Consider the following 15,986-nt stretch of genomic DNA (forward strand, 5'->3'; position numbering starts at 1 on the left):
AAAAGTCCTATGTATTACTTCACTTTCGTAGGGCTTTTCCTTTTTGGTCACCGCCAAAAAAAATCCTTTAGATTAAGTGTCTTATCTTCTCGTCTAACTCAAAAGTTGTATTGACCAGCAAAATGAATCCCTATTATGTAATTTGCTAATTAAGCATTCCTTTCTACACTCACAAAAGAAAAAAAGGAACCTTCATTAGCGCACAATGACAAGGAATTCGGCTTGTGTTCACCTTAAATGAGAGTCTGGACATCAGCAATGTGGTTGATTGCAAAGTCCAATATCAAGAATGGCTGCAACAAGCCACCCCTTTGGTCATTGATGCCACGCATGTGTCACGTGTGGACGCAGCGGGCATTCAGCTTCTGGTCTCGTTTGTTGAGTCTGCACGTTTGGCAGAGCGCGACATCCGTTTAGAAAACATCTCTGAAGCGTTACAGGAAGGCATCGATGTGCTGGGCCTAGAGCGCTGGTTTATGGAATCTCAAGATGCAACAAGGAAGACGTAATGACAAAAATTCTCGCTGTAGATGACTCCATTTCTATTCGTCAGATGGTTAGCCACACCCTTAAGGATGCAGGGTATGACGTCGAAACTGCCAATGATGGTCGCGAAGCCCTGACCAAAGCGCAGAGCACCAAATTTGATGTGGTGATTTCCGATGTCAACATGCCCAACATGGGCGGCTTTGAATTGGTCAAAGCGATTCGCGGTAACCCACAATACAAATTTATTCCCATCCTCATGCTGACCACAGAAACCAGCATGGAGAAAAAACAAGAAGGCAAACTGGCGGGCGCAACCGGCTGGCTCGTCAAACCGTTTAACCCGGACACGTTACTAAAAACTCTAAAACGCGTGCTGTAATTTTTGCTTCGACTTGGAAGTGTTGAAACTCGATAACGTCAATTGGCAGGACTGAATATGGCTTTAGACATGGAACAGCTGCGTAAGATGTTTTACGAAGAATGTCGTGAAAATCTTGAAGTGCTGGAAAATGTGCTACTCCATCTTGACCCACAAGAGGGAGATCACGAAACCATTAACACCATTTTTCGCGCCGCTCACTCCATCAAGGGCGGGGCCGCGACCTTCAATTTGCTTGATATCAGTGAGTTCACTCATTCGGTCGAAGCGTATCTCGACAAAGTTCGCAATCAGGAAACACAATTGTCAGCGCAAAGCGTGGATGTGCTGCTGAAAAGCTGCGACGTGATTCGAGATATGTTGGAAGGACACGAAACCGGATCGGATGTCGATGTTGACTTGAAAGCCTCGGTAAGTCATCAGCTTGCTGCGTTACTTCAGGCCGTTGCTGCCCCTGACGCGGCGGCGCAACCGGTGAGTGACCAAACTTCGGATGAGGCGTGCGATGAGGCCTTAGGCCCTTGGATGGTGAGCTTTGTGCCTCATCAAGAACTGTTTTTTAGCGGCAACGATCCGCTGCGTATTTTGCGCGAGCTGCATGAGCTTGACCCGCAATGTGAGATTGAAGCCGATGCCTCTGCACTGCCGGAGTTGCTCGAAATGGAAGCCGAGCTTTGCTACCTCGCGTGGCGAGCACGTCTCGATGGGGCGGTGGAAGAGGCGGCTATTCGTGAAATCTTCGAATGGGTGGAAGATGAGTGTGATTTGCTTCTGACGCGAACGCCCGTTGACTCATCCCTTGGTGCAGATGAGGTGAGCGCATCGTTGGCGCCAGCCGTGAGCGCGAAGGCGAGCGACACAGTTGACCATTCGGCAGCAGCGCCCATTCAAACCGGCCATGCTGCGCCTTCACATGACGCCAATCTGCCCAAAGCCAGTATGGACGATGGGCGATGCCACGATACTTCCCCGAGTGAAACAAAACGCCCCGAAACGCAAAGTCAGGAAAGCAAAGAGAAAGCGCCCGTGAAAGCGGCGAAATCGGAGTCGAGCGTGACGTCGATTCGGGTCGATATCGATAAGGTCGACAGCCTGATTAACCTTGTTGGGGAGTTGGTCATCACCCAATCGATGCTGACTGAAATCGGCAACGACTTCTCGATGGATAAACTGGAAAAACTGCAAGCGGGGCTCGCGCAGCTATTGCAAAACAGCAAAGACCTGCAAGAAAACGTGCTCAACATTCGCATGTTGCCGATGAGCTTTGCGTTTAGCCGCTTTCCTCGCTTGGTGCGCGATTTGTGCGGTCGTCTGGAAAAGAAAGTCGATTTGCAGATCCAAGGTGAGAATACCGAACTGGATAAAACCGTGCTCGAACGCATTGTCGACCCATTGGTGCATTTGGTGCGCAATGGCATTGACCATGGGATTGAGCGCCCGCAGCAACGTTTGGATGCGGGCAAACCGGAAATGGGGCTGATCGAACTCGACGCCTATCATCAGGGCGGCTCCATCATCATCGAAGTGAAAGACGATGGTGCGGGCATTGACTGCGATCGCGTATGGCGCAAAGCGGTTGAAAAAGGGGTGTTACCGGCCGACTCCCGCCGGGATGAAATATCAGATAAACAAGTGCTCAACCTAATTTTCGCGCCCGGTTTTTCGACCGCCGATCAAGTTTCTGACATTTCCGGTCGCGGCGTCGGCATGGACGTGGTGAAACGCAACATTGAAGAGCTGGGTGGCCACATTGAAGTGGAATCAAGCCTTGGTAAGGGCAGTCACTTCACCATTAGTTTGCCGCTCACGCTCGCCATTCTCGATGGCCAACTGGTGCGTGTCGGCAGCGAAGTCTACATCATTCCTCTGCTGACCATCGTGGAATCGATTCAAATCAATCCATCATGCGTCAAGTTAGCGTCCGGCGGCGTTGAGTTGTATCGCCTGCGGGACGAGAACATCCCCATTTTACGTTTGCAAGATGAACTGGAAATGGGCAGCAGTGGCGCGCTCGGCAGACGGCTACTTTGCTTTGTTGAAGCCGCGGGCAATCGGGTTGGGCTGCTGGTCGATGAACTACTCGATCAACAACAAGTGGTGATCAAAAGTCTCGAATCGAATTACGCCAAGGTGGCCGGTATTTCTGGCGCCACCATTTTGGGCGATGGCTCTGTGTCGCTGATTTTGGACATTCAGGGATTGATCACCACGTATATGAAACGCCGCAGTCTCGGTGGCCAAAAAGGCATGGCCGCCTAGTTGTGAAGGAGAGCGACGAATGGATATCGAACACGCACACCCACTTCAACATGAATCGATGGTGCATGCTGCACTGATGGCCAGCCACGATGATTCGTCACGTGGCGCCGATTTTCTCAGCTTTCGCTTAGCCAATGAACTCTATGGCGTCGCGATTCGCGACGTGGAAGAGATCCGCGTGTGGGAGCATCCCACGCCGATTCCCCGTTCCCCCCATTTTGTGAAAGGCGTGATCAATCTGCGCGGCATGATTGTGCCGATCATGGATTTGCGCCTGCGTTTTGGCTTAGGCACCAATGACTATTTACCGACGACGGTGGTGCTGGTGCTGCGCAGTGATGTGGGCGATCACTCTCGGCTGATGGGGTTGGTGGTCGATGCGGTCAGCGATGTGATTGGTCAAGGCGATAACGACTTATTTCCCGCCATTGGCGAGACGTCCGTGGCGCCGTATCTCCAAGGATTACTGAACGTTGGCGAGGAAGTGATGTCGCTGCTCGATACCGATTCACTGCTGGATATTGCCCGAATTCTGGGCGAGGAGGCGTGATGGCGGCGCAAGAGTTTCTCAGTTTTGTCTTGGACGAGGATGAGTACGGCGTGTCGATTCTCGATGTGCGCGAAGTCCGCGGCTGGAATGACGTGCGCTCGGTACCCAATTCGCCAGACTACATGATCGGCGTGCTGGATATTCGCGGGGAATACGTCCCGATTGTCGATTTACGCATGCGTTTTCATCTGTCGCCTGCACAGATCACGGCCACCACCGTGGTGGTGGTACTCAACGACAGTCAGAAACGCCCGCTGGGGCTGATTGTGGATGGGGTCGCGGAAGTGTACGAACTGCATCCGGAGCAGATCAAACCAGCCCCACATTTATCGAGCGCAGCAAAACAACAGTTTATTAAAGGCATTGCCGCCGTCAAAAGCGGTCATTTGATTTTGATTGATATTGAGTCGCTGTTTGACGTGGCAGAACTCAATCACCACACCATTGAAGAAGCAATCATGTGAGGGAACACTCATGGCATTTTGGAATCGCAACCCCCAAAAAGAACAGCACTATGTCGCACCTGCGGCCGACTCATTGCTTGATGAGTTTGAAAACGAGGCCGAGAAGGGAATTTCCAATCAGCAGCTTCTCTCCGCGCTCAATGCGGCGCAGACCGCACTGATGATGATCGACCGGGATTTTAAAATTACCTATCTCAATAAGCAGTCGATGAATTTGCTTCAGCAACATGAAAGTTTGTTCAAATCGGTGTGGCCCAATTTTCGCGCCGATGAAGAATTTTTGATGGGTTACTGCATCGATAATTTTCACGGCAATCCAGCGCATCAACGCCAGATGCTCTCCACGCCCGCCAACTTGCCGTACGTGACGACCATCGATATCAAAGGAGTCAAGATTGAACTCAACGTCGGGGCGATTATCGACCAAAACGGCATTTACATCGGTAACACGCTGGAATGGCAAGACGTGACTGCGCTGCGTCAGCAGGAAAATGAAGTGGCGCGTCTGCGGGCGGCGATTGATCAGGCGCAGACGGCGATGGTGATGATCGACCGCGATTTCAACATCACTTATATCAACACAGAGACACTGACGCTGTTTCGCAAGCATGAAATGACGCTGCGCACGGTATGGTCGGGCTTTACTGCGTCGTCGGAATGGTTGATGGGACGCTGCATCGATGAGTTTCACCGTAATCCAGCGCATCAGCGCAAATTACTCAGCGATCCCAATAACTTACCTTACAGCACCGACATTACGATTGGCCCGTTGAAAATCGAGCTCAACGTCGCGGCGATTTTCGACATCAGCGGCGCCTACATTGGCAACACGCTGGAGTGGCGCGATGTCACCGAAGAGCGGGCCAAAGAGACCGAAATTGGCCGTTTGGCGTCGGCCGTAGAGGGCATGACCACTAACCTGATGATGGCCGACCAAGAAGGCATCATTCAGTACCTCAACCCGTCGCTGGCGGCATTGTTGCGTAGTCGAGAAAGCGAATTGGCGCAGGCGTTTCCGGGTTTTGAAGTCAGCAAACTGGTTGGACGCAGCATCGACACCTTCCACAAAAATCCGTCCCATCAGCGCAGCATCATCAGCAATCCGGATCGGCTGCCGTTCAGTTCGAACATCAAAGTGGGCTCATTAGAATTTAACCTCACTTGCATCGCGATGCGTGATGGCAAAGGCAACTATATTGGCCCGGCGCTGCAATGGGTGGATATCACCGAGCAGCGTGATGGTCAGCGTCAGGTGGAAAGCCTGATTCAAAAAGCGATTGATGGCGAGCTGCACGAACGCATTGATACCTCAGTTTACAACGGCTTTATGCGCGAACTCGGTGATGGCATTAACAACCTGCTGGATACCTTAGTGGAGCCGCTGGGGCAGTGCATTGATGTCATGAGTCAGGTCGCCGAGGGTAACCTCAACAACCAGATGCCGCACGAACATCAGGGTGAATTTGGCCGGTTGGCGGAAGCGGTGAATACGTCCATCACCAACATACGCGCCATGGTTGACAAGATCACCAAATCCTCGGCGCGGGTGGCAACGGCATCGACTGAAATTGCCGAAGGCAACAACGACTTGAGCCAACGTGTTGAAGCGCAAGCCTCCAATCTGGAGCAAACGGCGGCCAGCATGGAACAGATGACTGCGACAGTGCGCCAGAATGCCGACAACGCAAAAGACGCCAACGGCGTGTCCACCGATGCCGCGAAAAAAGCGACGCGAGGAGGCGAAGTGGTTGGGCAGGCGATTAACGCCATGGGTGAAATCAACACCGCCAGCAAGAAAATTGCGGACATCATTGGTGTGATTGACGAAATCGCGTTCCAAACCAATTTGTTGGCGCTGAATGCTGCGGTTGAAGCGGCGCGCGCTGGTGAACAAGGCCGTGGTTTTGCCGTGGTCGCGGGCGAAGTTCGCAACCTTGCACAGCGCAGTGCGGCAGCAGCAAAAGAGATCAAAGGCTTGATCAAAGACAGCGTGGAGAAAGTGGACGAAGGATCGCGCTTGGTGAACGAATCGGGATCCACCTTGAATGAGATCGTAGAAGCAGTCAGCAAAGTGTCGCATTTAATCGGCCAAATCGCGTCGTCCAGCATCGAACAATCGACCGGGATTGATGAGATCAACCGTGCAGTGACGGCAATGGATGAGATGACGCAACAGAACGCGTCGTTGGTGGAAGAGATTTCTGCGGCCAGCCAATCACTGAAAGACGAAGGCAAAGAGCTGTTGAATCTGATGAACTTCTTTACCACCGACAGCAACATCACCACGTTTGAAACACGCAAGTCGACCGCACCCGAAGTGCCCAAGCAATCGAAACGCAGCAATGTTAGCGACCTGCGTTCACCGGGCAAAGTGGCGAATGCTAGGCTCGATTTGAACGACGATGGTGATGAGTGGGAAGAGTTTTAACAAGGGACTCAGCGATGTTGGCTTTGAATGAACAAGAATTTGAACTGACGGACAAAGATTTCAAGTTCATCCAGTGGTTTATGCACAAACGGGTTGGCATTTATCTGTCTGACCGCAAGCGAGCCATGGTTTACGGGCGCATCAGCCGTCAGATGCGCCGCCGAGGCTTGAACCGCTTTGCGGAATATCGTGCGTTGATTGAACACGATGAGCAGGAATGCATTCACTTTATTAATACGCTGACCACCAATAAGACCCAATTTTTTCGCGAATATCATCATTTTGAATTCCTCGAAAAAGTGGTGGTGGAGGGGTGGCGCAGCTTGGGCAATCACAACATCAACATTTGGTCGGCGGGCTGCTCGACGGGCGAGGAGCCGTATAGCGTGGCGGCATCTTTGCTGATGTCGGGGACGTTCGACTTTGCGGAATCCGTTAACATCTGGGCGACAGACCTCGATACACAAGTGCTGGATCACGCGCGTCGCGGCATCTATTCGCAAGACGCGCTGGCGAGCATTCCGAAGCCGTACCTCAAGCCCTGTTTTCTACGCGGGAAAGGTGACCAAGCTGGCAAGATCAAAGTGGCGCGCAAGTTACAACAATTTGTGCAGTTTCATCAGTTAAATTTGGTCGATCACTGGCCGATGCGCGATGAATTCGATCTGATCTTGTGCCGGAATGTGATGATCTACTTCGACAAACCGACACAAGAGCTGTTGATCACGCGGTTTCACGATCGACTCAAACCTGGCGGCGTATTGTTTCTGGGTCATTCTGAAAGCTTGGGGCGTTGCAGTTCGATGTTCCACCATTTAGGCCAGACGATTTACGTCAAGATGTAGCGCAGCACGATGGATAGCCCAGCCACCTCGACGATCAAAATGGAGAACGTGAAATACGATCGTTTTCCCAATTTAAAACCCAACATGCCGTGGGTTAAAGTGCTGCCGGGCGGTGTTTATGCCACAGCGCAAGAGGAGATCATTTGTACTGGGCTGGGTTCGTGTGTGTCGGCGTGTATCTGGGATGAAAAAGCGGGCGTGGGTGGCATGAATCACTTTTTGCTGCCGTTTGATACCAGCGCGCAACTGCATCATTGGAAGCCCAACGAGATTCTCTCGACGGCTTCGCGCTATGGCTGTTATGCGATGGAGCTGCTGATCAACCAACTGATTAACATGGGGGCTGACCGGCGCGGCTTGAAAGTGAAGTTGTTTGGTGGTGCCCAATTGATGGGCTTTCAATCGTTGATTGGGATTAAGAACGTGGAGTTTGTGCTCGATTACGTCAAACGCGAGCACCTCAGCGTACAAGCACAGGATTTGGGTGGGTCTGAGCCGCGACGTGTCCTGTTTGATCCCAAAAGCGGCAAGGTGTGGATTAAGCGTATTCCATGCGCTGAGGTGACGGCCATTCGACGTCATGAAGCGCGTTATTCGCATCAACTCGATCAAGCCACACATGCCGAGTTGACCCCAGTGGAGCTGTTTGAATGAGCAAAAAGATCAAAGTGTTGGTCGTGGATGATTCGCCGGTGTTTCGCGCGCTGCTGATGCAATTGATTGATTCGGATCCGGATCTTGACGTGGTCGCAGGCGCTGAAGATCCCTATCAAGCGCGTGAACTGATCAAACGCCACAACCCGGATGTGCTGACGTTGGATATTGAAATGCCCAAGATGAATGGGGTGCAATTTCTGCGCAATTTGATGCGTCTACGTCCGATGCCGGTGGTGATGATTTCCACCTTGGCGCAGCATGGTGCAGACGCCACATTAGCCGCCTTGGAGCTTGGCGCTGTTGACTATTTCCCCAAGCCGTCGGTCGACAACACCGCCGACATGGTCAATTACAAAACGTTGGTCAACGAGAAAATCAAAATGGCGGCGGGTGCAAATGTCGCCACTGCCACCAAAGCGGTTTCGGCGCCTCCGTTGCCGTTCACGGCGGGGGAGACGCGTATCCAACTGCTCGCGATTGGCGCTTCAACCGGGGGGACGGAAGCGGTGAAAAGTGTGCTGTCGGCGCTGCCCGCCACGTTGCCACCGATTGTGATCACGCAACACATCAGTGCCATGTTTACGCCATCATTTGCCAAACGCTTGGATGATCACAGTGCCATCAACGTGCAGGAAGTCACCAGCGGGCACACGTTACTGTTGGCAGGACACGCGTATTTGGCGCCGGGCGATCGCCACATGGTGGTGGTCAAACGCGGCGCGCAGTTTTATGCCGAATTGGATGACCGCGGCCCGGTCAATCGCCACAAACCGTCCGTGGATGTGATGTTTGATTCGGTGGCAGAAGTGGCGGGCGATCGCGCCATCGGCGTGATTCTGACCGGCATGGGACAAGATGGCGCGCGAGGCATGTTGCGAATGCGCCAACAAGGGGCTCCGACGGTGGCGCAAGATGAAAAGAGCAGTGTGGTGTGGGGCATGCCGAGAGTGGCGGTCGAGCTCGGCGGCGCGCTCGATGTGCGCGCGCTCAATGCGGTGCCGCAATGGATCTGTGAACAAATACAAATGCACAAAAAATGACGTTGGATGTGGTGCCCAGGAGCGGATATGAAAGAGACAAAAACACGCAATAGAAAAGGCTTGATTCTGCTTGCCCAAGTGGTGGTGTTAGGCGGTTTGGCGATGCTGGCACAGAGCGTGTGGTTCATGCTCGGCGCGATGGTCGCAGCGGCATTGCCTTGGTTAGTGTTGTCGGCGAGGCAAACGGTTGACGCCACCCCTGCGGCAGCCTCGGTGCGCCAAACTAACGGGGCCGTCCAGACATCACAGCCGCCATCAAATCAAGCGCATCAGTCCAGCGAACGGCTTGAATCGGTGGTGAGCCTGAATATCGAACGCGTGCGCGAACCGTTGGAAAAGCAGCATCGCATCGTCGATGAATCCGTCGAACTGCTCAACGAGAGCTTTTTCGGCCTGCAAACCGTCAGTGAACAGCAATCGGCGATTTCCAGTACGTTGGTGAATAACCTACTGGCCAACCAAAACAGTGAATATAGCTTAACCACGGTGCTGCCGCGCACCGAAGCCATCATCAATGAATTTGTTTCTACGCTGTTGAATGTGTCGGAAAAGAGCACCTCAGCCGTCAACAGCATTCGCGACATGTCACTCAAGTTGGACGTGGTGTTTCAGTTGCTTGATCAGGTGCGGGGCTTGTCTGAGCAAACCAATCTGTTGGCGCTGAATGCCGCCATTGAAGCGGCGCGCGCAGGTGAGGCTGGGCGCGGATTTGCGGTGGTGGCCCAAGAGGTTCGTAACCTGTCGGTGAAAGCGGAAGCGCTCAACAGCCAAATCGAAAAAGAGATTCAGATTGCGCAGCAAACGGTGAAAGAAGCCAATAAAACTGTGGGTGAAATGGCATCCATTGATATGTCACACGTTGAAGCCTCCAAAGGCAAAGTGGATGACATGCTGCATGGGGTACAACAGGTGAACACCGAAATTGAGCGTGAAGTGCAAAAAATGCAAGAGCTGGGGCAAGTGTTGGTTAAACACGTTGGCGATGGTGTGCGTTCGCTGCAATTTGCCGACATCGTGGTTCAGCAAGGGGATTATGCGCAGGATTCACTCAATTACTTGGAAGAGGCCATTAGCTTGCTGAGTATGCTGCGCCACAACACACAGGCGCTGGAAGCGGTCACGGCACAAATTCAACAGCTGGAGGAGCGTTCGTCCCAACGCAGCGCGCCAGCGGCCAATCAGAGCTGCATGGACGAAGGTGAAGTGGAGCTGTTCTAAGGAGAAACTATGGGCATTGAAACCAATATCGACAATGAGAACAAGCACGTGACTATCTCGGTGGAAGGCTCGTTCTGTTTTAATTTGGTGCAGGATTTTCGCAGCAGTTATGCCAAACGCTTTGACCACCGTTACACCGTCGACATGCGCAAAGTGAACTACATTGATAGTGCGGCCTTGGGGATGTTGTTGAACATGAAAAATTACCTCGAACAGCCAGATGGCATGATTCGCATCATCAACACGCTGCCGCAAGTCAGGAAAGTGCTGATGATTTCTCGCTTCGATAAGAAGTTCTCCATTGAATAGAGCGTGAGGCGACCCCTATGCGAGTGATGGTGATCGACGATCATGCCACCAATCGAGAGCTGTGCCGGTTTATGTTGGCACATGTGGCAGAACACATTGATGTATTTGAAAACGGACAAGGCGTGGTCGAGGCGATGCAGCAGATGACATCGCTGCCCGATTTGATTCTGCTGGATGTGATGATGCCGATCAAAGATGGTTTTGCCACTGCGCAAGACATTCGCCGTGCATTTCCGGACAACTATATTCCCATCATCTTTCTCACCGTTCTGGATGATCACGACTCGTTTGAACGCTGCTTGTCGCTGGGGGATGATTTCATTCTCAAACCGGTAGAACGCAGTGTGTTGATTGCCAAAGTGCAGGCGCATTATCGAGTGGTGAAAATGCACAACGAGGTGACGGAGCAGCGCGATCAACTGCAACACTTTCGTGAACAGGTTCAATACGACTACGCGATCTCCGAATCGATTTTCTCCAATTTGATGGAAGAGATGAGCGCGCAGGTCGAGCACATTTTTGGCATCGAATACATTTCAACCCCCTCCACCATTTTCAATGGCGATCTGATTGTGGTGGCCAGTCGACCCTATGGCGGCGTGTATGTGATGATTGCTGATGCGACAGGCAGTGGTTTACCAGCGGCCATCTCAACCATTCCGGCCACGCGCACCTTCTTTTCGACCGCTGCTCGGGGATTATCGCTGGGGGAAATCGTCACGGAGCTCAATCGCTCCCTGGAAAGTTTCCTGCCGACCGGCATGATGTTGGCCGCGAGCGTGTTTGAAGTGCGAGCCAATGGATTTGAAGTCTCGTGGTGGGGCGGCGGTTTACCCGAAGGGTATGTGTTGGATGAGTCCGGCCAAATCATTAAACGCTTAGTCTCGTCGCACATGCCGCTTGGCGTGCTCAACGTTCATGAATTTGAAAGTGATATTCAGCAGGTCAAATTGGAGCCGGGGCAGCGGATTGTGTGTTATACCGATGGCATCACGGAAGCAGAAAATGCCGCTGGTGAATTGTATGGTGAGGCACGTTTAGAAACGCTGCTTGGCCGCGTGCCGCAGGGCGAGCTGATTCCCACGCTGTACGATGAAGTGCAGCGATTTGCCAAAGCTGGCACCAGCGACGATCTCTCCATTTTGACCATGACGTTTCCCATTACCAACATCAGCCCAGTGCAATTGACGCCGCCATTACTGTTGAGCAAGTTGCCGGTCAAAAGTACGCTCAGTTTCCCAGCTTCAGTGTTGCGTGAGGTGGTGGTGATGAATGAAGTGCGCACCTTTCTTAAAGGCATTGTGCTGGGCGGTGCGCATTTGGATCTGTTGTGTTCGATTTTGTCGGAGCTGTTTTCCAATGCGATTGAACATGGCTTACTGGCGCTGAAATCGGACATCAAAGACGATCCCGATGGCTTCATTCGTTACTACCAAGTGCGCGAAGAGAAACTCAACGCGCTCGATGATGCACATTGGATTCGATTGGATGTCGATTATCAGCCGAGCCGTTCGCGGATTGAATTTACCTTGGAACACAGTGGCAGAGGGTTTGATTGTCAGCAGCAGCGCAGCGTCGATGCCGACTTCACATACGGTCGAGGTATCCTGTTGGCGTCTGAGTTATGCGAGTCGCTGCACTATTCCAATGGTGGCAAGTGCGTGCATGCCGTGTATGTATTTAGCGGTTCGCATCCTTTCCCGTCATCCATTCCCTAACCATTTACACTGTAAAACCTGATTCGCGACCTAGACTTTGGTTCCAGAAGTGATGCAAGCCTTAATTTGAACATCGAATTATTTCGACTCCGTATCATTTTTTATACACTGTGTTGTAAACGACAGGAATGCCGTAAGGTGACGCAGTATGTGGAAGGATTTGATTGCTCTCTCTGAGAACAAAAAAAGCGTCATGGCCAAACTGCCTTCAGATAAATCGGTCGATAAATCTTTTTCGGCGGCCGGATTAGTTGAAGCGTTGGCCGAGATTGGCGCGCGTAAGTATTTGGTGCTCGACAGCGAAGTGACTCGCTTTGTGAACTGCGCCAAAGAGTCAAAGGGAGAGGTCTACGAAGGCATCGTGGTCGCTGAAATGCGCAATGCCAGCGTGGAAGTGGTGTTGAGTGAACAGGACATGCTGGCCAGCATGGTGGTCACCGGGGCATATGGCGGACGCGGCCTTTACGGCAGTGAGCTGGTGCATGCATTGGCGCAATCGCACGTGATCAAAGGCATCAACAAACTGGCGCTCAAGAAAGTGCTGTTGATGAGTAACACGCTCAAACCCGGCGAAACTTTTACCCAGCCCGTCGCCCAAGGCAAAGAGGCGGTGCAAGGGCAGGATGCGCAATTTATTGCGCTGGTGGACGACGTGACCAAACGCGTTCTCGCGCCCAAAGAGCGTAAGAGCCATGAAAAAATCGACATGCGTAACCTTGGCGAAACCATCACTGTCGGCGTCAATGAAGAAGTCATGCGGCGTAAACCTGCAACCAAAGGGGAGCCGGGCTTTACCGTGCAAGGCAAAGTCATAGAGCCGAAACCGGGCAACGATTCGGCGCTGTTGGCTGGCAAAGGCACCAGTATTTCTCCTCACGATCCTAATCTGCTGTTGGCCAACCAATCTGGCATGCCAATCATCAAAGGCAAAACCATTGATGTCGATAACGCGCTGTGTCTGAACAACGTCAGCGTGGCGACGGGACACGTAAAATTCAAAGGCTGTGTGGTGATCGCGGGTGACGTGGAACCCGGCATGATTGTGCGTGCGACCGGTTCGGTCACCATTGGAGGCTTTGTTGAATCGGCCGATGTGCAGGCGCAGGGTGACATTGAAGTGGGCAAAGGCATCATCGGTCATACCGTGTCTGAAGGGGACGATAAAAGTTGCGTGGTTAAATCGGGCGGCAGCATCAAAGCCAACTACGCGCAGTATGCGACGCTACAAGCCGCAGAAAACGTTCAGTTAGCCGTGCACAGCATGAGCAATGAATTGCGCTGTGGTGGCGATTTAATAGTGCTGGATGGCTCTGAGAAGCAAGGCACGCTCAGTGGCGGCACTGCCAAAGTGGGCGGGAAGATTGTCTGCCTCAATCTTGGGGTAGAAGGAGATACGGCGACGAACATCGAAGCGTTTGCGCGTTTTAGTGGCTACAAAGAGCGTATCGCCAAACACAAAGATCAGTACAAACAAGCACAAGAAGAAACGATGGATGTGATTCGTCGTGAGCTGGAATTTAAAAAACGCCCGAAAGCTGAACGGACGGAGGAAGAAGAGCTCAGCATCGATGAGCAGAAACAGAATGCCTCTGAACATATGGAAAAAGTCAAAATGGCGCTGGAGCTGCTCAACGAAGAGTTTGAGCAGATGCTAGAAAGCAACACGGTGGAAGCCAAAGGCAAAGTCTTTACCCATGTCAGCATTCAATATGGCGAGGAACGGGTGACAACCAAACGCGTACATGGCCCGTCTGTGTTTACGTTTAATCAATATGAGATTCAGATGTCATCGAAACTCGATGAAGAGGATATCGGGATTTAACTTCCCCATCTTCTCGAAAGTGGAATGAGAAAAGGGAGCGGTGGCTCCCTTTTTCTATGCCGTTGGTGAGGCACCCTTTTGTCCGCTTGTGGCTTGAGTTCTGAGGCGTATAAGCGCACAATCGGCAAAAAATAATGAGGAGTAGAAATGGATCTTTCAGATATTCGCCGCGAGTACATTCAAGGTGGTTTACGCAGAAAGGACTTACTTGCAGACCCGATTGACCAGTTCAATTTTTGGTTGCAGCAGGCGATTGATGCCAAATTAACAGACCCAACAGCAATGACGGTGGCAACGGTCGATGAAACCGGCCAACCATTTCAACGAATCGTGTTGCTGAAAAACGTCGATAAAGACGGCTTTGTGTTTTACACCAACTTAGGCAGCCGTAAAGCGCAGCACATTCAGCACAACAACAAAGTGAGTTTGCATTTCCCTTGGCATCCGCTTGAACGTCAGGTGCACATTACCGGCACGGCGGAAAAACTCACGGCGCTGGAGAACATGAAGTACTTTACCTCTCGCCCTAAAGAGAGCCAAATCGCTGCGATTGCTAGCCATCAAAGCAGTCGAATTTCTGCGCGCGGTGTGTTGGAAGGTAAATACTTGGAGCTGAAACAGAAGTTCGCCAAAGGGGAAATTCCGGTTCCGAGTTTCTGGGGTGGATTTCGTATCAAACCGGAAAGTATGGAGTTTTGGCAAGGCGGCGAACATCGCTTGCACGACCGCTTCATCTACAGCCACGCAGACGCGGGTTGGAGCGTGGATCGCTTAGCGCCTTAATCTCGTTTTGAAGAATACAAACACACGCCGCCTTATGCGGCGTGTTCGTTTTTTAGTACCACAGAGAGCTGCGTTTTGAGCAGCGTTTTCGGAATCACCGAACCAAATCCTAGATCCAGCGCCACATCGAGCAGATTCTCTTTGCTATGCGCGCCAAACTTATTGCGCAATCGCGCTTCGTAACCTTCTACCGTTTTGATTGAAATGCCCATCACGCGCGCAATGTGCTGCGGTTTCTTGCCGTACAGCATCAAAAACAGCGTTTCTGATTCGCGGGTGGTGAGTTTCGGCAGGGGCGTTTCGCTGTGACTGTTCGACGATTTGAATGGTGCCGTTAAGCCAGTGGCGCGGCACACCCAGTGACCCACTTCCAATATTGCGGTGTCCGTTAAGTCTTGGCCGTAGAAAATCGTGCCCTGAATGTTGCCGTCGGCGTCTCGCCATGGGCTTTTGGTAAAAATATGCGCGTGCCAACGGCCATCGGGGTAGGGGTGAATGTCGAGCACTTTCAGTGAGCGGCCGGTTTGCATGACGTAGCGATCTTGCTCTTGAAAATCGCCTGCGCAGGCGACGGTCGGGCTGGGCATGTCGAAATCTGTGCGTCCCACACACTGCTCGGCGGACGCTACCCCGATTAATTCACCGTATGCGTCGTTGGCATACACAAAGACAGAATTGAGATCTTTACAGCCCCAATAACCGGGCAATTGTTTAAACAGTAGAATTTGTTCGGCAGTCAGCGGAGTAGACACACACAGTTCCTCATATACAACGGGCTAATGATAGCAAGCGTGAATCCGGTTGTAAGCAATGAAATGCAGTGAATTGATATGAGCTGGAGGAAAAAAAAGCCAGCCTGAAGACGGGCTGGCAACAAATACAAGAAACATATCTTGTCGACGTGTAGAAGAGGTTCCATGATTTCAGCGAGGGTCTGCTGAAAACACAGAGATATCAATAAGATATCGGGCGGTAGGTCTGACCTAACGCTTGGAGCTAACTATATTGAAGCTCCCTGAAACACT

General features: G+C 52.0%; 15 protein-coding genes. 14 read left to right on the top strand and 1 reads right to left on the bottom strand.

The genetic code is table 11. The annotated features are described in order from the left end of the window. The first annotated feature begins 224 nt into the window (after positions 1-224). From ACF8PK_RS11000 to pdxH, 14 genes are all read left to right on the top strand, one after another. The gene (locus ACF8PK_RS11000; RefSeq protein WP_055465418.1) at positions 225-509 is read left to right on the top strand and encodes a lipid asymmetry maintenance protein MlaB; all 285 of its coding nucleotides are present in this window, start codon (positions 225-227) and stop codon (positions 507-509) included. Next, positions 509-868 carry a response regulator gene (locus ACF8PK_RS11005; protein WP_004727389.1) on the top strand — a complete coding sequence of 120 codons (360 nt, stop codon included), beginning with the start codon at positions 509-511 and terminating at the stop codon, positions 866-868. Before ACF8PK_RS11000 ends, ACF8PK_RS11005 begins: the two co-directional genes overlap by 1 nt. Before the next feature lie 57 nt (positions 869-925). Beyond that, complete coding sequence (locus tag ACF8PK_RS11010) at positions 926-3,127, top strand: chemotaxis protein CheA (RefSeq protein ID WP_392441277.1); 2,202 nt, start codon at positions 926-928, stop codon at positions 3,125-3,127. 58 nt (positions 3,128-3,185) lie between these two features. Next, a complete protein-coding gene (locus ACF8PK_RS11015) occupies positions 3,186-3,677 on the top strand; it encodes a chemotaxis protein CheW (RefSeq protein WP_392441819.1) in 492 nt (163 codons plus the stop codon). Continuing rightward, positions 3,677-4,141 (top strand): chemotaxis protein CheW, encoded by a 465-nt coding sequence (locus ACF8PK_RS11020; RefSeq protein ID WP_055465421.1) that lies wholly within the window; start codon positions 3,677-3,679, stop codon positions 4,139-4,141. The genes ACF8PK_RS11015 and ACF8PK_RS11020 overlap by 1 nt, the downstream gene beginning before the upstream one ends. Before the next feature lie 10 nt (positions 4,142-4,151). Continuing rightward, positions 4,152-6,569 (top strand): aerotaxis transducer Aer2, encoded by a 2,418-nt coding sequence (aer2, locus tag ACF8PK_RS11025; RefSeq protein ID WP_004727392.1) that lies wholly within the window; start codon positions 4,152-4,154, stop codon positions 6,567-6,569. A 14-nt stretch (positions 6,570-6,583) separates the two neighbouring features. Beyond that, positions 6,584-7,414, top strand: coding sequence for a protein-glutamate O-methyltransferase CheR (locus ACF8PK_RS11030; RefSeq protein ID WP_004727393.1), 831 nt, complete (start codon positions 6,584-6,586; stop codon positions 7,412-7,414). A 9-nt stretch (positions 7,415-7,423) separates the two neighbouring features. Beyond that, positions 7,424-8,068 (top strand): chemotaxis protein CheD, encoded by a 645-nt coding sequence (locus ACF8PK_RS11035; protein WP_392441281.1) that lies wholly within the window; start codon positions 7,424-7,426, stop codon positions 8,066-8,068. Continuing rightward, positions 8,065-9,111, top strand: coding sequence for a chemotaxis response regulator protein-glutamate methylesterase (locus ACF8PK_RS11040; RefSeq protein ID WP_392441283.1), 1,047 nt, complete (start codon positions 8,065-8,067; stop codon positions 9,109-9,111). The genes ACF8PK_RS11035 and ACF8PK_RS11040 overlap by 4 nt, the downstream gene beginning before the upstream one ends. A 27-nt stretch (positions 9,112-9,138) precedes the next feature. Further along, the gene (locus ACF8PK_RS11045; protein ID WP_158141607.1) at positions 9,139-10,329 is read left to right on the top strand and encodes a methyl-accepting chemotaxis protein; all 1,191 of its coding nucleotides are present in this window, start codon (positions 9,139-9,141) and stop codon (positions 10,327-10,329) included. A 9-nt stretch (positions 10,330-10,338) separates the two neighbouring features. Continuing rightward, positions 10,339-10,638, top strand: coding sequence for an STAS domain-containing protein (locus tag ACF8PK_RS11050; RefSeq protein ID WP_158141608.1), 300 nt, complete (start codon positions 10,339-10,341; stop codon positions 10,636-10,638). A gap of 26 nt (positions 10,639-10,664) precedes the next feature. Beyond that, entirely contained in the window at positions 10,665-12,356 is a 1,692-nt protein-coding gene (locus ACF8PK_RS11055; RefSeq protein ID WP_392441821.1) for a SpoIIE family protein phosphatase, read from the top strand. A gap of 148 nt (positions 12,357-12,504) precedes the next feature. Continuing rightward, on the top strand, positions 12,505-14,178 hold the full coding sequence (locus ACF8PK_RS11060; protein WP_392441286.1) for a FapA family protein: 1,674 nt from the start codon (positions 12,505-12,507) through the stop codon (positions 14,176-14,178). 147 nt (positions 14,179-14,325) lie between these two features. Continuing rightward, the gene (gene pdxH, locus ACF8PK_RS11065; protein WP_014257860.1) at positions 14,326-14,961 is read left to right on the top strand and encodes a pyridoxamine 5'-phosphate oxidase; all 636 of its coding nucleotides are present in this window, start codon (positions 14,326-14,328) and stop codon (positions 14,959-14,961) included. Positions 14,962-14,993: 32 nt separating this feature from the next. On the opposite strand, the gene ACF8PK_RS11070 is transcribed toward pdxH, so the two are convergent. Continuing rightward, positions 14,994-15,713, bottom strand: coding sequence for a PAS domain-containing protein (locus ACF8PK_RS11070; RefSeq protein WP_004727401.1), 720 nt, complete (start codon positions 15,711-15,713; stop codon positions 14,994-14,996). Positions 15,714-15,986 lie beyond the last annotated feature (273 nt).

This window comes from Vibrio sp. CJQ_6 (assembly GCF_043106745.1).
Classification (GTDB): Bacteria; Pseudomonadota; Gammaproteobacteria; order Enterobacterales; family Vibrionaceae; genus Vibrio; species Vibrio furnissii.